Raw genomic sequence first — 21,698 nt, 5'->3', positions numbered from 1 at the left:
CGCGACTACCTCAAGCGCGTGACCGCGGAGCTCGTCACCACCCGAACCCGGCTGCGCGCCGCGGAAGAGGCCGCCGAGGCCGCCCGGGAACCGATAGCCATCGTCTCGATGAGCTGCCGTCTCCCCGGCGGGGCCGACACCCCGGAGGCGCTCTGGAAGCTCCTGGAGTCCGGCACCGATGTCGTCTCCGCGCTGCCCGAGGACCGGGGCTGGGACCTGGAGGCGCTCTACGACCCGGACCCGGACGCGCACGGCACCAGCTACGCCCGTGAAGGCGGATTCCTCTACGACTGCGCGGACTTCGACCCGGAGTTCTTCGGGATCTCCCCGCGCGAGGCCCTCGCCATGGACCCGCAGCAGCGGCTCCTGCTCGAAACCTCCTGGGAGGCGCTGGAGCGGGCAGGGCTCGATCGCGACGCCGTGTGCGACAGCCGTACGGGCGTGTACGCGGGCGTGATGTACGACGACTACGGCGCCCGGGTCCCGCACGTTCCCGGCGGCCGTATCCCCGAGGGTCTTGAGGGCTACCTCGTCAACGGCAGCGCCGGCAGCGTCGCCTCCGGCCGCATCTCCTACACCTTCGGACTGCGCGGCCCCGCCGTCACCGTCGACACCGCCTGCTCCTCCTCGCTCGTCGCCGTCCACCTGGCCGCGCAGGCCCTGCGCGCCGGGGAGTGCGACCTCGCGCTCGCGGGCGGCGCGACCGTCCTGTCCACGCCGACGATGTTCATCGACTTCTCCCGGCAGCGCGGGCTCGCCGCGGACGGCCGCTGCAAGGCGTTCGCCGAAGGCGCCGACGGCACCGGATTCGGCGAGGGCGCCGGCATGCTGCTGCTCCAGCGGCTCTCCGACGCCCGGCGCGAAGGCCGTACCGTCCTGGCCGTCATCCGGGGTTCCGCCGTCAACCAGGACGGCACCGGAGCGGGTCTCACCGCCCCCAACGGCCCCGCCCAGCAGCGCGTCATCCGCGCCGCCCTCGCCAATGGCCGGCTCACCGCCGACCAGGTCGACGCCGTCGAGGCACACGGCACCGGCACCAGGCTCGGTGACCCGATCGAGGCGCAGGCCCTGCTCGCCACGTACGGCCAGGGCCGCCCGGCCTCGTCGCCGCTGCTGCTCGGCTCCCTCAAGTCCAACATCGGGCACACGCAGGCCGCCGCGGGCGTCGCGGGCGTCATCAAGACCGTGCTGGCCCTGCGGCACAGCGCCCTGCCCCGGACCCTCCACGCCGACGCGCCGTCCACCCGGATCGACTGGTCGGCCGGCGCGGTCTCGCTCCTCGCCGAGCACACCCCATGGCCCGAGCGACCGGGCGAGCCCCGCCGGGCCGGCGTCTCCGCGTTCGGCGCCAGCGGCACCAACGCCCACATCGTCCTGGAGGAGGACCGGCCCCCGGCCGAGCCCGCGCCGACCGACTCCGCACCCGCCCCTGAAGAGAGGGAGGACCGGGCGACCCTCCCGGCCTCCGGCAGCCTCGCCTGGGCCCTTTCCGCTCGTGACGGGATCGCCCTGCGCGCCCAGGCCCGACGGCTCGTCGACCACCTCGCCGCCGCCGACCGCGCCGGGGACCCGGCCGACCCGGCCGCCGTGGCCTCCGTACTCGCCCATTCCCGTACCGCGTTCCCCCAGCGCGCCGTGGTGCTCGGAGCGGACGCCGGTGAACTGCTGCGCGGGGTGGAGGCCCTGGCCGCAGGCGAGGGCATCGACCCGGCCCGCGTGGTCACCGGCCGCGCGGCCGGTGACCGTCGTACCGCCTTCCTCTTCACCGGCCAGGGCAGCCAGCGCCCCGGCATGGGCCGCGAACTGTACGAGTCCCAGCCGGTGTTCGCCCGCAGCCTCGACGAGATCTGTGCCGCGTTCGACCCACACCTGCGGTGTCCGCTGCGCGAGGTGATGTTCGCCGGGCCCGGCTCCGCCGACGCCGCGCTGCTCGACCGCACCGAGTACACCCAGCCCGCGCTGTTCGCGCTGGAGGCCGCCCTCTACGCCCTCGTCACCTCCCGGGGCCTGCACCCGGAGGCTGTGGCCGGGCACTCCGTCGGCGAGATCACCGCCGCGCACGTCGCCGGCGTGCTCACCCTCGCCGACGCGGCCCGTCTGGTCGCCGCCCGGGGCCGCCTCATGGGTGAGCTGCCGGAGGGCGGCGCCATGGGCGCCATCGCCGCGAGCGAGGAGGAGATCGCGCCCCAACTCGCGGGCCGCGAGGCCGAACTCGACCTCGCCGCCGTCAACGGACCCAACGCCGTTGTCATCGCCGGGGACGGGGACGCCGTCGGCGAACTGGTCGAGCACTGGAAGAGCCGCGGTCGAGCCGCCAAGCTCCTGAAGGTCAGTCACGCCTTCCACTCGCCGCACATGGACGGCATGTTGACACAGTTCGAAACGATCGCTCGCGGTCTCGAATACGGACTGCCCAAGATTTCTGTCATGTCGAACCTGACCGGAGCGATCGCGGAAGGCGACGTGCTGGGCGCGGACCACTGGGTCCGCCACGCGCGCCGCCCGGTGCGGTTCCTCGACGGTCTGCGCGCCCTGCGCGCCGAAGGCATCGACACCTTCGTCGAACTCGGTCCGGAGGCCGTCCTCACCGCGATGGGCCGCGCCGTCCTCGATGCCGACGAGCCGGACCAGCGGCAGGCGGGCCCGGCGCCCGTCACCTTCTCCGTACTGCGCCGGGGCCGCCCCGAGGCCACCGCCTTCGAGCAGGCCATGGCCACCGCCCACGTGCACGGTCTGCCCGTGGCCACCGCCCCCGCGCCGAGCCCCGGTACCGGTACCGCCCTGGCCGCCCAACTGCCCACGTACGCCTTCCAACGCAGCCGCTACTGGCTCGACGCCCCTGCCCCGCAGGCCCCGCTGGCCGCCGCCGGCCTCTCCCCGGCCGACCACCCCCTGCTGGCAGCCGTCGTCGAGCTCCCCGACGCCCGGGGCACCGTGTGGACGGCCACCCTGTCCACCCGCACCCACCCGTGGACCGCCGAGCACACCCTCGCGGGCCGGCCTGTGCTCCCCGGCACCGCCCTCCTCGAACTCGCCCTGACCGCCGCGGGCGAGGACACCGTCGCGGAACTCGCCTTCGAGAGCCCGCTCGTACTGCCGGAGGACGCGCCCGTACGGCTGCGCCTCTGGCACGGCCCGGCCGCCGCCGACGGCACCCGGCCGGTCGCCGTCCACTCCGCCCCGGCCGGTGACCGGGCCGACGACGCCGCCGACGACGCCTGGACCCTGCACGCCACCGGCCGCACCGAGCCCGCCGCCCCGCCCGCCGACGGCCCCGACCTCACGGGCCTGACCGGCACCTGGCCGCCCGAGGGCGCCGAACCCGTCGTGCTCGACGGGGAGTACGAGCGGTTCGCCGAGGCCGGTATCGGCTACGGCCCCGCCTTCCAGGGCCTGCGCGCCGCCTGGCGGCTCGACGACGACGTCTACGCGTACGCCGCCCTGTCCGAGCCCGAGGCCGCCGAAGCACCCGGATACGGGATCCACCCCGCCCTCCTCGACTCCGCCCTGCACGCCGTCACCGCCACCCGCGAGGACGCCCACGGGCTCGTCCCCTTCGCCTGGAACGGCGTCACCCTGTACGCGGCGGGCGCCGACGCCCTGCGGATCCGGATCTCCCCGGCCGGCCCCGACTCCGTCGCGGTCACTGCCGCCGACCCCGAGGGCCGGGCCGTCTTCGCCGCCCGCTCCCTCGCCATGCGCCGCGTCACCGCCGACCGGCTCTCCGCCGACCGTGCCTCCGCCGAGCTGCTGCTGCGCCCCGCCTGGAACCCGCTGCCCGCCGCGCCCGCCGCCGGGGCGGCCACCGTCCAGGGCACCGACTGGTACCTCCTGGGCGACCACGACCCGGCCGTGGCCGAGGCCCTGACCGCCGCCGGGGCCCGCCCACGGCACTGCGCCGGTCTTCAGGACCTGGACGGCGTATCCGCCGGGGACGGCACACCCGTCCAGGTGCTCGCCGACCTGCGCGGAGCACAGGACGCGCACGAGGCAGGGGCCCGCGCCCTCGGACTCGCCCGGTCCTGGCTCCTGGCCGCACACCTCGCAGGGGCCCGCCTGACCCTGCTCACCCACGGCGCCGTCGACTGCGCCGGTCCCGTCACCGACCCCGCGGCCGCCGCGGCCTGGGGCCTGCTGCGCTCCGCGCGTACCGAACACCCCGGCCGCTTCGCCCTGGTCGACCTCGACACGGCCCCGGCCTCGTACGCCGCCCTGCCCGCCGCCCTCACCCGCGACGACGCACCCGGCCAGCTCGCCCTGCGCGACGGCACCCCGCACGCCCCGGCCGCCGTCCGCGCCGCACCCGGCACCGGATCCGGTGCCGGTGCCGGTACAGGCAGCGGATCCAGTACCGGCACAGGCACAGACACCAGCACCGGCTGGAACCCCGAGGGCACCGTCCTGATCACCGGCGGGACCGGCGGCCTCGGCTCCGTTGTCGCCCGCCACCTGGTCCACCGGCACGGCGTACGCCGGCTGCTGCTGACCAGCAGGCGCGGCCCGGACGCCCCCGAGGCGGCCCGGCTCACCGCCGAACTCACCGGGGCCGGCGCCTCGGTCCGCGTCGCCGCCTGCGACGCCGCCGACCGCGAGGCCCTCGGCGCGCTCCTCGCCGAACTGCCCAACGCCCACCCCCTGACCGGCGTGGTCCACACCGCGGGCGTACTCGACGACGGCCTGGTCACCGGCCAGAACGCCGACCGCCTCGCCGCCGTACTACGGCCCAAGGCCGACGCCGTCCGGGTCCTGCACGAACTCACCCGCGACCGCGACCTCGACGCGTTCGTGCTCTTCTCCTCCGCGGCCGGGTTCCTCGGCAGCGCCGGGCAGGCCACCTACGCCGCCGCCAACGCCTACCTGGACGCCTTCGCCTCCTGGCGACGCGCCCAGGGCCTGCCCGCCCTCTCCCTCGCCTGGGGCCCCTGGGCCGGTGAGGGCATGGCCGGCGAACTCTCCGGGGCCGACGCCGCCCGGCTCCGCCGCAGCGGGCTCGTCCCCCTCTCGCACCCGGAGGCGCTCGCCCTCTTCGACGCGGCCCGCACCCGCGAGGAACCGGTTCTGATGCCCCTGCGCATCGACCCCGCCGCGGCCCGCGACGCCGGCAGCGCACTGCCCGAGGTCCTGCGCACCCTCACCGGACCCGCCACTCGCCGCCCGGCCGCCCGCACCGCGCGGCCGGCCGCCGGGACCATGGACGCGGAGCGGCCCGCCGGGTTCGCGGACCGGGTCGCGGCACTGCCCCGGGCCGAACGCGCCGCGTTCCTCCTCGATCTCGTACGCACCGAGGTGGCGGCCGTGCTCGGCCACGCGGGCCCGGCCGGAATCGCTCCGAACCGCAGCTTCAACGAAGCCGGCTTCGACTCGCTCACCGCCGTGGAGCTGCGCAACCGGCTCACGGAGGCCACCGGACTGCGGCTGACCGCGACCCTGGTCTTCGACCACCCGACGCCCCTGGCCCTCGCCGAACACCTCGACGGGGAACTGCCCGGCGCCGAGGCGTCCGTACTCGCCCTGCTCGACCAGCTCACCGAGGCCGCGAGCCGGGCCGTCAGTCTGCCGGACCTCGGAGAAGAGGCCCGGCAGACCATGGCCGACCGCCTCGCGGCACTGCTCGCCGACCTCGGCACCACCGCCGCGGACCCGGCCGGACACACCCCGGATCCGGACGCCCCGGACACCGGCGACGTCACCGAACTACTCCATTCCGCCTCAGACGACGAGCTGTTCCAGCTGCTCGACAATGACTTCCGCACTGCCTGAAGTCCGGCACCGACACCTCCAGGGGAGAGCTGTGTCTGCTAACGACACCCACAACGACGCCACCGGCAGCGAGGGCAGGCTCCGCGACTACCTGCGCCGTGCCATGACCGAGCTGCACGAGACCCGAGAGAAGCTGCGCGCGGTCGAGGAGCGCGGCAGCGAACCCATCGCGATTGTGGGGATGGCGTGCCGTTTCCCGGGTGGGGTGGGTTCGCCGGAGGGGTTGTGGGAGTTGGTGTCGTCGGGGGTGGATGCGGTGTCGCCGTTCCCGGGTGACCGTGGTTGGGATGTGGAGTCGCTGTTCGATCCTGAGCCGGGTGTTGCGGGGCGTTCGTATGTGCGTGAGGGGGGTTTCCTTCACGGTGCGGGTGGGTTTGATGCGGGGTTCTTCGGTATTTCGCCGCGTGAGGCGGTGGCGATGGATCCGCAGCAGCGGTTGTTGCTGGAGACGTCGTGGGAGGCGTTGGAGCGGGCGGGTGTCCCTGCCGACTCGCTGAAGGGCTCCCGCACCGGCGTCTTCGTCGGATCGATGTACCACGACTACGGCACCGACCGGGCCGCCTCCAGCGAGGACGCGGGCGGCTTCGGCGGCACCGGCAGTTCCGGCAGCGTGGTCTCCGGACGCATCTCCTATGCGCTTGGTCTGGAAGGCCCGGCGGTCACGGTCGACACGGCTTGCTCCTCCTCCCTGGTGGCTCTTCACCTCGCCGCGCAGTCGCTGCGTTCGGGCGAGTGCGACCTCGCTCTCGCCGGCGGGGTCACCGTCATGGCCACACCCAGCACCTTCGTGGAGTTCTCGCAGCAGCGGGGGCTGGCTTCGGACGGTCGGTGCAAGGCGTTCGCGGAGGGTGCGGACGGCACGGGCTGGGCCGAGGGTGTGGGTGTGCTGCTGGTGGAGCGGCTGTCGGACGCGGTGGCCGCGGGGCATCGTGTGCTGGCGGTGGTGCGGGGCTCGGCGGTGAACCAGGACGGTGCGAGCAACGGTCTGACGGCGCCGAACGGTCCCTCGCAGCAGCGGGTGATCCGGGCAGCCCTGGCCAACGCCGGTCTGGGGACTGCGGACGTGGACGCGGTCGAGGCGCACGGGACGGGGACCCGGTTGGGTGACCCGATCGAGGCGCAGGCCTTGCTGGCTACGTACGGGCGGCGCCCGGCGGAGCAGCCGCTGTGGCTCGGTTCGTTGAAGTCGAACATCGGTCACGCGCAGGCCGCTGCCGGTGTCGGCGGTGTCATCAAGATGGTGATGGCGCTCCAGGAGGGTGTGCTGCCGAGGACGTTGCATGTGGATGCCCCGTCCTCGCAGGTCGATTGGGACGCGGGTGCGGTTGAGCTGCTGACCGAGTCGCGTCCGTGGCCGGAGACCGGGCGTTCGCGCCGCGCTGGGGTGTCCGCGTTCGGCGTGAGCGGGACCAACGCCCACGTCATCCTGGAGCAGGCTCCTGTTACGGAACCCGACGACGACACCCCGATCCGTGAACTGCCGGTGGTTCCGTTGGTGGTGTCCGCGAAGTCGGGGGCCGCTTTGGAGGCGCAGTCTTCCCGGCTGCGGGCCCGGTTGGAGGCGGATCCCGCGCTGCGTCCGCTCGATGCGGCGCTGAGTCTTGCTGCCGGGCGCTCGCATCTGGAGCACCGCTCCGTCACCTTCGGGGACCTGAAGGTCGAGGGTGTGGCCGGGGCGCCGGGTCGTCGGGTGCTGGTGTTCCCTGGTCAGGGGACGCAGTGGGTCGGGATGGGTGCGGGACTGTTGGAGTCCTCGCCGGTGTTCGCTGCCCGGTTGCGTGAGTGTGCTGATGCGTTGGCGCCGTTCGTTGACTTTGATGTGGTCGAGGTGGTGCGTGCGGGGGGTTCGCTGGACGATGTGGGTGTGGTGCAGCCGGTGACGTGGGCTGTGATGGTCTCGCTTGCTGAGTTGTGGCGTTCGTTCGGGGTCGTTCCGGATGCGGTGGTGGGGCACTCCCAGGGAGAGATCGCGGCCGCTGCCGTTTCGGGGGCGTTGTCCCTTGAGGACGCGGCCCGCGTGGTGGCACTGAGAGCCGGTGTGATCGGCCGTGAGCTGGCCGGTCTGGGCGGCATGGCGTCGATTCCGCTGCCACTGGCGCAGGTCGAGGAACGTCTTGCCGGTGCCGGGTGGACCGGTCGGTTGAGTGTGGCTGCCGTGAATGGTCCGTCCAGCACGGTGGTGTCGGGTGACGCCGACGCGATCACGGAGATTGTGGCCGCGTATCAGGGTGAGGACGTTAGGGCTCGTCAGGTCCCGGTCGACTACGCCTCGCACTCCGCGCACGTGGAGCGGATCGAAGCCGAACTCCTGGACGTGCTGGCTCCGGTCGTACCACGTCGTTCGGAGATTCCGTTCTACTCGACGGTGACCGGCGAGCTGACTGACACGACGCAGCTGGACGCCTCCTACTGGTACCGCAATCTCCGTCAGACCGTCCGCTTCGAGGAGACCGTCCGGCTGCTCCTGGACCGGGGCTTCGGCACCTTCGTCGAGTCCAGCGCTCACCCGGTGCTTGGCATCGGTGTTCAGGAGTGTGCTGATGCGGCCGGGCTTGATGTCCTGACCAGTGGTTCGTTGCGGCGTGAAGAGGGTGGCTGGGAGCGGTTCCTGACCTCGGCCGCCGAACTGTTCGTCCGTGGCATAGACATCGACTGGACCGCTCTCTTCGACGGCACCGGGGCCCGGATCGTCGACCTGCCCACCTACGCCTTCCAGCACGAGCACTACTGGCTGGAGAAGACGGCCGCTCCCGCCGTCACCGCCGCCGAGGTCTCCGGTCCCGAAGCCTGGCGCTACCGGACCACCTGGAAGGGCCTGAGCCCCAAGGACCCCGCCGCCCGCCTCTCCGGGCGCTGGCTCCTCGTCCTCCCCGAGGCGCTGACCGGTTCCGCGGTCGCCGAGGCCGCCCGGCAGGCCCTGGCCGACCGGGGCGCCACCGTCGAGCCGTTCGCCGTGAACCCGGCCACCGCCGACCGGTCCCTGCTGCGGGCCCGGTTCGCCGAGTCCGCCGACCGGGCCGGGACCGAGCCGCTCACCGGCATTCTGTCCCTCCTCGCTCTCGCGGAGGGCACGCACCCCGACCACCCGGCCGTCCCACTCGGACTGGCCAGCACCCTCGCCCTCGCCCAGGCCGCCGCCGACGCCGGCACCGAGGCCCGGCTGTGGGCCGTCACCTTCGGCGCCGCGGCTGTGTCCCCCGCCGAGACCCCGTCCCCCGTACAGGCCCAGGTCTGGGGCCTCGGGCGGGTCGCCGCACTCGAACTCCCCGTCTGCTGGGGCGGACTCGCGGACCTGCCGGCCGCCGACGCCCGCTCCTTCCAGCAGCTGGCCGGCATCCTCGCCGCACCGGGCACCGACGAACAGGTCGCCGTCCGCGGCTCCGGCACGTACGGCCGCCGCCTGATCCAGGCGCCCGCCGCACCGGCCACCACCGTGACCCGCCCGCGCGGCACCGTCCTCGTCGTCGGCGACATCGCCGCCGTGGCCGGTCCCCTCGCCCGCCGCCTGCTGACCGGCGGCGCCGAGCGGATCGTCCTCGCCGGGCTCACCGGCACCCTCGCGGACGAGATCGCCGGGGCCGAAGGGCCGCTCGCCGGACTGGCCGACCGCACCACCGTCGTTCCCTGCGCGCTCGACGACCAGGACGGGCTGCGCGCACTCCTGGCCGCGCACACCCCCACCGCCGTCTACGTCGCCCCGCCGACGACCCCCCTCACCCTTCTCACCGAGACCACGATGGAAGGCTTCGCCGCCTCCGTCGCGGCCAAGACCGACCTCGCCACCCGCCTCGACGCCCTGCTGGCGGACGCGGAACTCGACGCGTTCGTCGTCTTCTCCTCCGTCGCCGGTGTCTGGGGCGGCGCGGGCCAGGGCGGCTACGCGGCCGGAACGGCGTACCTCGACGCCCTCGCAGAGGGCCGCCGCAACCGCGGACTGCCCGCCGCCTCCGTGGCCTGGACCCCCTGGCAGAGCGTCGCCGCCGGGCCCGCCGCCGAGCAGCTGTTCCGTACCGGCCTGTCCTTCCTCGACCCGGAGCGCGCCCTCGACGTGCTCGACGGGATCGTCGGACGCGGCGAGACCGGCATCGCCGTCGCCGACATCGACTGGGAGCGCTTCGAGCCCGCGTACACCGCCGCCCGGCCCTCGGCCCTCCTCGACGAACTCCCCGCCGTCCAGCGGATCCGGGCCGCGGAGCGGGCCGCCGCGGACGAGCGGGACACCACCGGCACCGGCCTCGCGGCCGTCCTGCGCGACAAGACCGACCAGGAACGGCAGCGCGAGCTGGTACGCCTCGTGCGCACCCACGTCGCCGCCGTGCTCGGCCACGCCACCGGCGACGGCATCGCCTCCGAACGGCCCTTCAAGGAACTGGGCTTCAATTCGGTCACCGCCGTCGAACTCCGCAACCGGCTCCGGGAAGCCACCGGCCTGAGCCTGGCCCCCTCCCTCGTCTTCGACCACCCCACCACCGCGGCCGTCGCCCGCCACCTCGGCGAGCTGGCCAGCGGGGTACGGGAAACCGACACCGCGGCCCCGTTCGCCACCCCGCCCGCCGGCGGCGACAGCGAGCCCATCGCCATCGTCTCCATGGCCTGCCGCTTCCCCGGCGGCATCAACACGCCCGACGAACTGTGGCAGCTCGTGACCCACGGCGGCGACGCCATCACCACCTTCCCCACCAACCGGGGCTGGGACCTCGACGGGCTGTACGACCCGGACCCGGAGGCCCAGGGCCGCACCTACGTCCGCGAGGGCGGGTTCCTCCACGAGGCTCCCGACTTCGACCCGGAGTTCTTCGGGATCTCCCCGCGCGAGGCCCTCGCCATGGACCCGCAGCAGCGGCTCCTGCTCGAAACCTCCTGGGAGGCCTGCGAGCGCGCCGGATTCGACCCGAACGTTCTGCGCGGCAGCCGCACCGGCGTGTTCGTCGGCACCAACGGCCAGCACTACATGCCGCTGCTGCAGAACAGCGAGGAGGACTTCGACGGCTACCTCGGCACCGGCAACTCCGCCAGTGTCATGTCCGGCCGACTCTCGTACGTCTTCGGCCTCGAAGGCCCCGCCGTCACCGTCGACACCGCCTGCTCGGCCTCGCTGGTCGCCCTGCACCTGGCCGTCCAGTCGCTGCGCCGCGGCGAGTGCGGCATGGCCCTGGTCGGCGGCGCCACCGTCATGTCCACCCCGGAGATGCTGGTCGAGTTCTCCCGCCAGCGCGTCATGTCCCCCTCCGGGCGCTCCCGCGCCTTCGCGGCCGGCGCCGACGGCGTCGCCCTCGGCGAGGGCGCCGGCATGCTCCTCGTCGAACGGCTCTCCGACGCAGAGCGCAACGGGCACCCGGTGCTCGCCGTCATCCGGGGCTCCGCCGTCAACCAGGACGGTGCCAGCAACGGCCTCACCGCCCCCAACGGCCCCTCCCAGCAGCGCGTCATCCGCCAGGCCCTCGCCGACGCCGGACTGCGCCCCGAGGACGTCGACGCCGTCGAGGCGCACGGCACCGGAACCGAACTCGGCGACCCCATCGAGGCCCAGGCCCTACTGGCCACCTACGGCGAGGCCCGGCCCGCCGACGACCCGCTGTGGCTCGGCTCGGTCAAGTCCAACATCGGCCACACCCAGGCCGCCGCCGGTGTGGCAGGCGTCATCAAGATGGTCCTCGCCCTGCGCGGCAGCACCCTGCCCCGCACCCTCCACGTGGACGAGCCGACCCAGAGGGTCGACTGGACCACGGGCGCGGTCTCCCTGCTCACCGACGACGTGCCCTGGCCCGAGCGCGCCACCGCGCGCCGCGCCGCCGTGTCCGCCTTCGGTATCAGCGGCACCAACGCCCACGTCATAGTCGAGGAGGCACCGCGCTCCGAGACCGCGCCCGGCCCCGCCGACGACAGTGCCCAGGACGACGGCCGGGCCACGGACTGGTGGGACGAGGTCACCGTCCCACTGCTGTTCTCGGCCCGCTCCGACTCGGCCCTGCGCGCCCAGGCCGCCCGGCTGCGCGCCGGGCTCGTCGAGCACCCCGGCATGCACCCCGCCGACGCCGGCTACACCCTGGTCGCGGCCCGCTCCCGCTTCGAGCACCGGGCCGCCGTCATCGGCGAGAGCCGTGAGGAACTCCTCGACGCCCTCAACTCCCTCGCCCAGGACCGGCCGCACCTGGCCGTGCTGCGAGGCACCGCCGGTCCCGGCGACCGCATCGCGTTCGTCTTCCCCGGCCAGGGCTCCCAGTGGCCCGCCATGGCCGAGGGGCTGCTCGACCGCTCGCCGGCCTTCCTGGAGTCCGCGCAGGCCTGTGACGCCGCCCTGCGTTCGTACCTCGACTGGTCCGTCATGGACGTGCTGCGGCAGGTGCCCGGCGCCCCCGCGCTCAGCCGCGTCGACGTGGTCCAGCCCGTGCTGTTCACGATGATGGTGTCCCTGGCCGAGGCCTGGCGGGCCATCGGGGTGCACCCCGACGCCGTCGTCGGCCACTCCCAGGGCGAGATCGCCGCCGCGTACGTCTCCGGAGGCCTCTCCCTCGACGACGCCGCCCGGATCGTGGCCCTGCGCAGTCAGGCCTGGCTGACCCTGGCCGGCAAGGGCGGCATGGTCGCCGTGTCCCTGCCCGCCGAGCAGATCCGGGTCCGCCTGGCGCGGTTCGGCGACCGGCTGTCCGTCGCCGCCGTCAACAGCCCCGGCACCGCCGCCGTCGCGGGCGACCCCGACGCCCTCCGCGAACTCCTGGAGGAGCTCACCGCAGAGGGGGTCCACGCCCGCGCCATCCCCGGCGTCGACACCGCCGGACACTCCGCCCAGGTCGACGCCCTCAAGGACCACCTCATGGAGGTCCTGGCACCGGTGTCCCCGCGCACCGGGCAGATCCCCTTCTACTCCACCGTCACCGGCGGACTCCTCGACACCGCCGCCCTCGACAGCGCGTACTGGTACCGCAACATGCGCGAGCCCGTCGAGTTCGAGCAGGCCACCCGCGCCCTGATCGCGGACGGCTACGAGGTCTTCCTGGAGCCCAGCCCGCACCCGATGCTCGCCACCTCCCTGCAGGAGACCGTCGCCGACGTCGGCGGCCGGGCCGCTGTGCTCGGCACCCTGCGCCGGGAGAAGGGCGGCGCCCGCTGGTTCGGCGCCGCGCTCGGCATGGCCCACATCAACGGGGCCGAGATCGACGCCGACGCCCTCTTCGGCACCGACTCCCGCCGCGTCGACCTGCCCACCTACCCCTTCCAGCGCCAGCGGTACTGGTACCACGCGCCCGCCCGCCGGGGCGACGCCGCCGGTATCGGCATCCGCGAGGCAGGCCACCCGCTGCTCGGCGCGGGCGTCGAACTCCCCGAGTCGGGCTCGGTCGCCTACACCGCCCGGCTCGGCTCCGACACCCAGCCGTGGCTGGCCGACCACGCCCTCATGGGTACGGCCCTGCTGCCCGGCGCCGCCCTGGTGGACCTCGCCCTGTGGGCGGGCCGCCAGCACGGCTGCCACCGCCTCGACGAGCTGATCCTGCAGGCGCCCGTGGTCCTCCCCGACAACGGCGCCGTCGAGCTGAACCTGCTCGTCACCGCAGCAGACGACGACGGCAGGCGCACCCTCACCGTCCACTCCCGCGAGGCCGGTGCCGACCCGGGCTCCCCGTGGCGCCGCCACGCCGAGGCCGTCGTGGCCCCCGCAGCGGACGGGCCCGCCCCCGCCGGCCCGGCCGTATGGCCCCCGGCGGCCGCCCGGCCCGCCGACACCGACCCCGACGCCTTCTACGAACGGTTCACCGACCGGGGCTACGACTACGGCCCGCTCTTCCGGGGCTTCCGCACCGGCTGGGCCGAGGGCACCACCGTCCACGCAGAGGTCGCCCTCCCGCCGCAGGCCGGCGACGCCACCACCGGCTTCGGACTCCACCCCGCGCTCCTCGACGCCGCCCTGCAGGCCATGAACCTCGGATCGTTCTTCCCCGAGGACGGGAAGGCCCGCATGCCGTTCGCCGTCCGAGGCGTCCGCCTGTTCACCGAGGGCGCCGCCCGGCTGCGCGTCAGCATCTCCCCGGCAGGCGCCGAGGCGGTTCGCCTGCTGTGCACCGACGACTCCGGGCGCCCCGTCCTCTCCGTCGACGAACTCGTCGTACGGACCGTCTCCGACGACCAGTTCGCCGTCGGCCCCGAGGGCCGCGCCAAGCGCAACGGCGGCCTGTACGAGGTCGACTGGCAGCCACTGCCCGCCGCCCTGACCCTGCCGGTACGCCGGATCGCCGTCGTCGGCGACGACCACGCCAAGGTCGCCTCCGCGCTGGAGACCACCGGCACCTCCTGCGACTGGTACCCCGGCCTGGCCGAACTGTTCGAAGCCGCCGCCGCGGGACAGGCGCCGGACACCGTCGTCGTCTCCTTCCCGCACCTGCCCCGCCCCGACGCGCTGTCCGCGCACACCACCGCCCACCGGGCCCTGGACCTCGCCCAGACCTGGCTGGAGCACGGCAGCGCCCTCACCGGCACCACCCTCGTCCTGGTGACCCGAGGCGCCGTCGCGGCGGGCGCCGACGACGAACTCGACGACCCCGCCGCAGCCACCGTCTGGGGCCTGATGCGCTCCGCCCAGTCCGAGGAGCCCGGCCGCTTCGCCCTGCTCGACGTGGACACCGACTCCGTCAACGGGACCGCCCTGGCCGCCGCCCTCGCCTGCGGCGAACCCCAGGCCGCCGTCCGTGGCACCACCCTCCGCGTCCCCAGGCTCGCCAGGCCCGACACCGAAGCCGCCCGCGGCGACAACCTCGTACCGCCCGTCGACACCACCGCCTGGCGGCTCACCACCAGCGGCACCGGAACCATGGAGGGCCTGCGCCTCGCCGAGGCGCCCGACACCCTGGGCGAACTCCGGGACGGACAGGTACGCGTCTCCGTACGCGCTGCGGGCCTCAACTTCCGCGACACCCTCATCGCCCTCGGCATGTACCCGGGCGAAGGCGTCATGGGAGCCGAGGGCGCGGGCGTCGTCACCGAGGTCGGGCCCGGCGTGACCGGACTCGCCCCCGGCGACCGCGTCCTCGGCATGTGGACCGGCGGCTTCGGCCCGTACGCGATCGCCGACCACCGCATGGTCGCCCCGATCCCCTCCGGTTGGACCTACGCGGAGGCCGCGTCCGTGCCCGCCGTGTTCCTCACCGCCCAGTACGCCCTGACCCGACTCGCCAAGGCCGAACCCGGCCAGAGCGTCCTGATCCACGCGGCCGCCGGCGGCGTCGGCATGGCCGCCCTCCAACTGGCCCGCCACCACGGACTGACCGTCTACGCCACGGCCGGCACCGGCAAGTGGGACACCCTGCGCCGACTCGGCCTCGGCGACGAGGCGATTTCCAACTCCCGCACCCTGAATTTCGCCGACGAGTTCCTCGCCGAGACCGGCGGCAAGGGCGTGGACATCGTCCTCAACTCCCTCGCCGGCGAGTTCGTCGACGCCGGCCTGCGGCTGCTCCCCGGTGGCGGCCACTTCCTGGAGCTCGGCAAGGCCGACGTCCGCGACCCCCGGCAGATCGCCGCCGACCACCCCGGCACCGTCTACCAGGCCTTCGACCTGGTGCAGGCCGGTCCGGAGACCGTCGGCGAGATGCTTCACGAACTGCTCGCCCTGTTCGAGGCGGGGGTCCTGGAACCCCTGCCGCTGACGGCCTACGAGATCCGGCACGCCCGCGAGGCGTTCCGCACCCTCAGCCAGGCCCGCCACACCGGAAAGCTCGTCCTGACCCTGCCGCCGTCCTTCGGGCCGTACGGCACCGTCCTGGTCACCGGAGGCACCGGCACCCTCGGCAGCATCGTCGCCCGCCACCTGGTCACCGAGCACGGCGTCCGCCACCTCGTACTCGCCGGCCGTCAGGGCATCGAGGCCGAGGGCGCCCGCGACCTCGCCGCCGAACTGACCGCCCTGGGCGCCGAGGTCGCCGTACGGGCCTGCGACGCGGCCGACCGCGAACAGCTCGCCGCGCTCCTCGCGGACATCCCGCGGGACCAGCCGCTGACCGCCGTGGTCCACACCGCCGGCGTCCTCGCGGACGGCACCCTGCCCACCCTCACCCCCGAGGGCCTGGACACCGTCCTGCGCCCCAAGGTCGACGCCGTGCTCAACCTGCACGAACTGACCCGCGACCTCGACCTGTCCGCCTTCGTCCTCTACTCCTCCTCCTCCGCACTCTTCGGCAGCCCCGGCCAGGGCGGCTACGCGGCGGCCAACGCCTTCCTCGACGCCTTCGCCGGCTACCGCCGCTCCCTCGGCCTGCCGGCCGTGTCCCTCGCCTGGGGCCTGTGGTCCAGCAGCAGCCGCATGGCCGGACACCTCGACCAGAGCGGAATGCACCGCCGGCTCGCCCGAGGCGGCGTCATGCCCCTCACCGACGCGGAAGGACTCGCGCTCTTCGACGCCGCACAGGCCGTCGACAGCCCCCTCCAGGTCCCGATCCGCCTCAACCACGCGGCCCTGCGCGCCGCCGGACCCGTCCCCGCCTTCCTCGGCTCGCTCGTCGGCGGCACGGAGAACCGGACCGACCGGCGCAACCAGGACGGGCCGGAGGAGACCCTCGCCGAGCGGCTCGCCGGACTGGCCCCCCAGGACCAGCAGGAACTGGTCCTGGAGACCGTACGGGTGCACGCCGCGGCCGTGCTCGGCCACGGCGGACCGGAAGGCATCGTCGTCGACCGGGCGTTCAAGGTGCTCGGGTTCGACTCCCTCACCGCCGTCGAGATGCGCAACAGGCTGGCCGAGGCCACCGGTCTGCGCCTGGCGGCCACCCTGGTCTTCGACCACCCGACCCCGGCGGCCCTCGCTACGCACCTGTGCCGCGAACTGGCACCGGAAGGGACCGCGCCCGGTGCCGCCCCGGCGGACGCGCGCGGCACCTCCGTCATGGCGGAACTCGACCGCCTGGAAGTCCTGTTCGGCGCCCTCGCCGGACAGAACGCCGACGGCACCGCCACCCCCGACGAAACGGCGCACAAGGAGATCGCCAACCGGCTCACGGCCCTCACCGGCCTGTGGGGCGGCATCGGCGGCGGACCCGGCACCACGCATCCCGCGGACCCGAAGGCCGAATCAGTGGCCGAGTCCATCGAGGACGCCGACGACGACGAGATCTTCGCATTCATCGACGAGCGGTTCTGAACCGCACAGCACGTGACGGGTGACGAGACATGGCGAATGAAGAGAAGCTCCGCGAGTACCTGAAGCGGACCACGACCGAACTGCACCGCACCAGCGAGCGCCTCAAGGAACTGGAGGCACGGGCCCACGAGCCGATCGCGATCGTCGGCATGGCCTGCCGCTTCCCCGGCGCCGGCTCCCCCGAGGACCTGTGGGACCTGGTGTCCGGCGGCACCGACGCGGTCTCGCCCTTCCCGGGCGACCGGGGCTGGGACGTCGAGGGGCTCTACGACCCCGACCCGGACAAGGCCGGCCGCTCGTACTGCCGCGAAGGCGGCTTCCTCGGTTCCGCCGGGGCCTTCGACCCGGCGTTCTTCGGGATCTCGCCGCGCGAGGCGGTGGCGATGGACCCGCAGCAGCGGCTCCTGCTCGAAACCTCCTGGGAGGCCCTGGAGCGCGCCGGGATCGACCCCCGGTCCCTGGCCGGATCCCGCACCGGCGTGTTCGTCGGCGCCTGGGACGGCGGCTACACCTCCGGGGTGCACGAGCCCTCCGCACAGCTGGAGGGCGACCTGCTCACCGGCGGGGTGGTCAGCTTCACCTCCGGCCGCATCTCGTACACGCTCGGCCTCGAAGGCCCGTCCGTCTCCGTGGACACCGCCTGCTCCTCCTCCCTGGTGGCCCTCCACCAGGCCGCCCAGTCGCTGCGCTCGGGCGAGTGCGACCTCGCTCTCACCGGCGGCGTCACCGTCATGTCCACACCCGCCGTCTTCGTGCAGTTCTCCCGCCAGCGCGGCGTGGCCGCCGACGGACGCTGCAAGGCCTTCGCCGAGGCCGCCGACGGGTTCGGCCCCGGAGAAGGCGCCGGCATCGTCCTCGTGGAACGGCTCTCCGACGCCGTGCGCAAGGGACACCGCGTCCTCGCGGTACTGCGAGGCTCGGCCGTCAACCAGGACGGCGCGAGCAACGGCCTCACCGCCCCCAGCGGCGCCGCCCAGCAGCGCGTCATCCGCCAGGCCCTCGCCGACGCCCAGGTCACCGCCGGCGACGTGGACGTGGTCGAGGCGCACGGTACGGGCACCAAGCTCGGCGACCCCATCGAGGTGCACGCCCTGATCGACACGTACGGCAGCGCGCACACCCCCGAACGACCGCTGTGGCTCGGCTCGTTGAAGTCGAACATCGGCCACACCCAGGCCGCCGCCGGTGTCGGCGGTGTCATCAAGATGGTGATGGCGCTCCAGGAGGGCCTGCTGCCCCGGACGTTGCACGTGGACGCCCCGTCCTCGCAGGTCGACTGGGAGGACGGCGTGGTCTCCCTCCTCACCGAATCGCGTCCATGGCCGGAGACCGGACGTTCGCGCCGTGCGGGCGTCTCCTCCTTCGGTGTGAGCGGGACCAACGCCCACGTCATCCTGGAACAGGCTCCTGTTACGGATGTGGCGCAGGAGTCTGCGGTTCGTGAGTTGCCGGTGGTTCCGTTGGTGGTGTCGGGGAAGTCGGGGCCGGCGCTGAAGGTCCAGGCGGAGCGGTTGCGGGCCCGTCTTGAGGTGGAGGGTGCGCCGCGTCTGCTGGATGTCGGGTATTCGCTGGTGACGTCGCGGTCGGTGTTCGAGCACCGTCAGGTCACGCTCGGTTCCCGGGTCGTCGAGGACTCGGTGGGCCCGGTGGGTCGTCGGGTGTTGGTGTTCCCGGGTCAGGGGACGCAGTGGGTGGGGATGGGCGCGGGCCTGTTGGAGTCCTCGCCGGTGTTCGCTGCTCGGTTGCGTGAGTGTGCTGATGCGTTGGCGCCGTTCGTTGACTTTGATGTGGTCGAGGTGGTGCGTGCTGGGGGTTCGCTGGACGATGTGGGTGTGGTGCAGCCGGTCACGTGGGCTGTGATGGTCTCGCTCGCTGAGCTGTGGCGTTCGTTCGGGGTTGTGCCGGATGCGGTGGTGGGGCACTCCCAGGGGGAGATTGCGGCCGCTGCTGTTTCGGGGGCGTTGTCTCTGGAGGACGCGGCTCGTGTGGTGGCGTTGCGGGCGGGTGTGATCGGTCGTGAGCTGGCCGGTCTGGGGGGTATGGCGTCGATTGCGTTGCCGTTGGTGCAGGTTGAGGAACGTCTTGCCGGTGCCGGGTGGGCGGGTCGGTTGAGTGTGGCCGCTGTGAATGGTCCGTCGAGCACGGTGGTGTCGGGTGATGCCGACGCGATTACGGAGATCGTTGCCGCGTATCAGGGTGAGGAGGTTAGGGCGCGTCAGGTTCCGGTCGACTACGCCTCGCACTCCGCGCACGTCGAGCGGATCGAAGCCGAACTCCTGGACGTGCTCGCTCCGGTCACACCGCGCCGCTCGGAGATTCCGTTCTACTCGACGGTGACCGGCGAGCTGACTGACACGACGCAGCTGGACGCCTCCTACTGGTACCGCAATCTCCGTCAGACCGTCCGCTTCGAGGAGACCGTCCGGCTGCTCCTGGACCGGGGCTTCGGCACGTTCGTCGAGTCCAGCGCTCACCCGGTGCTCGGTATCGGTGTCCAGGAGTGTGCTGATGCGGCCGGCCTGGATGTCCTGACCAGTGGTTCGTTGCGGCGTGAGGAAGGCGGTTGGGAGCGGTTCCTGACCTCGGCCGCCGAGCTGTTCGTCCGTGGCATCGATATCGACTGGAGTGTCCTCTTCGACGGGACCGGCGCCAAGGTTGTCGACCTGCCCACCTACGCCTTCCAGCACAAGGACTACTGGCTGGAGCCCTCTGTCCGGTCCGCCCCCGCCACCGACCCCACCGGCACGGACTCCTGGCGCTACCGCACCACTTGGAAGGGCCTGAGCGCCACCAAGGGCTCTGGCACCAGCCTCTCCGGGCGCTGGCTCCTCGTCCTCCCCGAAGGCATCACCGACCTGGCCGACGAGGCCGAATCCGCCCTCGTCCGGAATGGCGCCCGCACCGAACGCCTGATCCTCGACGCGCGCACCGCCACCCGCGAGGCCCTGGCCGACCGGCTGGGCTCGTACCGGACCGAGGGCGAGACCTTCGACGGCGTCCTCTCCCTCCTCGGGACCGACGGGCGACCGGACCCCGAGCGCCCCGAACTGGCCCTCGCCGTGCTCGGCACCACCCTCCTCGCGCAGGCGGCGGCCGACGCCGGTCTCACCGCGAAGCTGTGGGCCGTGACCCGTGGCGCCGTCGCCGTCTCGCCCGCAGAGCGGCCCGGCTCCGAAGGCGCGCAGGTCTGGGGGCTCGGCCGAGGCATCGCGCTGGAGCACCCCCTCCTCTGGGGTGGCCTGGTGGACCTGCCCGAGACCCCCGACGAGCGCGACTGGCAGCGGCTGGCCGCCGCCCTCGCGGGGATCGGCGACGAGGACCAGATCGCCGTCCGCGCCTCCGGCAGCTACGGCCGCCGGCTCGTTCCCGCCGGGGGCGTCCCCGCCCGCCGCAGCTACACCCCCCGTGGCACTGTTCTGGTGACGGGTGGCACGGGTGCGCTCGGTGCTCATGTCGCTCGTTGGCTTGCCGGGGCGGGGGCGGGGCATCTGGTGTTGACCGGGCGTCGTGGTCCGGATGCTCCGGGGGCTGCGGGGCTGGCCGAGGAACTGCGTGCCCTGGGTGCCGAAGTCACCCTGGCCGCCTGTGATGTCTCCGACCGGGAGGCGCTGGCCGCTCTCCTCGACGCCCACCCGCCCACCGCCGTCTTCCACACCGCCGGCGTCCCGCACTCGGCCGCCTTCCTCGACACCGATGCCGGTTCCCTCGCCGAGGTGTACGCGGGCAAGGTCGCCGGTGCCCTGCACCTGCACGAGCTGACGCGTACCCGGGAACTCGACGCGTTCGTCCTGTACGCCTCCGGAGCCGGGGTCTGGGGCAGCGGCGGCCAGAGCGCCTACGGCGCGGCGAACGCCGCGCTCGACGCGCTCGCCGAACGGCGCCGCGCCGAGGGCCTGCCCGCCACCTCCGTGGCCTGGGGCCTGTGGGGCGGCGGCGGCATGGGCGAGGGCGCCGGTGAGGAGTTCCTCAGCAGCCGGGGTCTGCGCGCCATGGACCCCGTACGGGCTGTCCAGGCCCTGTCGCGGGCCCTGGACCGCGAGGACACCTGCGTCGCGCTCACAGACATGGACTGGCCGCTCTTCGCCAAGGGGTTCACGACGTTCCGGCCCAGCCCGCTGATCGGCGGACTGCCCGGCGTGGGCGGATCCGGCGACGGCACAACCGCCGGGGCGTCGGACGGGCAGTCCGCCGGAGCGGAGGCGGACGGGCTGCCCGCCCGGCTCGCCGCCGCCGGCCCCGCCGAGCGGTACGAGATCGTGCTCGACGAGGTCCGCGGCAGCGTCGCGGCCGTGCTCGGCCACACCGGACCGGAGGACGTCGACCCCGAAGAGGCCTTCAAGGACCTCGGGTTCAGCTCCCTCACCGCAGGCGAGCTGGCGGCCCGGCTCAGCCGCGCCTGTGGCCGCAAGCTGCCCCCCACTCTGGTCTTCGACCACCCCACGGCCGCCGCCATGGCCGCCCATCTGGCCGGACTCCTCGCCCCGGCCGCCCCGGCGGACACCACCGGTACCCCGGAGGAGCAGCGGATCAGGGCCGCCCTGGCCACGATCCCGCTGGGCGTGCTGCGCGAGGCAGAGCTGCTGGACACCCTGCTCGCCCTGGCCTCCGCGGAGCCCGGTACGGCGGCGCCCGAGCGGTTCTCAGGCGGTGGCGGGTTCGATGGGGCGGACCGGTTCGGCGCCGCCCGCGCGATCGGCGACCTCGACGACCTCGACGAACTCGATGAACTCGACGAGGCCGCGCTGATCGAGCTGGCGCTGCGCGACGCGGCCTGAGCCGCGCCCCAGTCGGCAGCCGCGCGAACGCCGCACCG

2 protein-coding genes and 1 pseudogene are annotated in these 21,698 nt (G+C 73.8%); all 3 read left to right on the top strand.

The window, feature by feature from the left end; all coding sequences use genetic code 11:
* Positions 1 to 24: 24 nt before the first annotated feature.
* Positions 25 to 5,760 (top strand): annotated as a pseudogene (locus ACFVQ0_RS34805) (SDR family NAD(P)-dependent oxidoreductase); the annotation flags it as partial.
* Positions 5,741 to 16,885 carry an SDR family NAD(P)-dependent oxidoreductase gene (locus ACFVQ0_RS34800; RefSeq protein WP_390093179.1) on the top strand — a complete coding sequence of 3,715 codons (11,145 nt, stop codon included), beginning with the start codon at positions 5,741 to 5,743 and terminating at the stop codon, positions 16,883 to 16,885. The pseudogene ACFVQ0_RS34805 and the gene ACFVQ0_RS34800, both read left to right, overlap by 20 nt.
* 59 nt (positions 16,886 to 16,944) lie before the next feature.
* Entirely contained in the window at positions 16,945 to 21,660 is a 4,716-nt protein-coding gene (locus tag ACFVQ0_RS34795; protein WP_390093192.1) for an SDR family NAD(P)-dependent oxidoreductase, read from the top strand.
* Positions 21,661 to 21,698: the final 38 nt, after the last annotated feature.

This window comes from Streptomyces sp. NPDC057900 (genome assembly GCF_042887885.1).
In the GTDB taxonomy this organism is placed as follows: Bacteria; Actinomycetota; Actinomycetes; order Streptomycetales; family Streptomycetaceae; genus Streptomyces.
The sequence above is the reverse complement of the archived record's forward strand: the minus strand, read 5'-3'. Positions and strand labels throughout refer to the sequence as shown.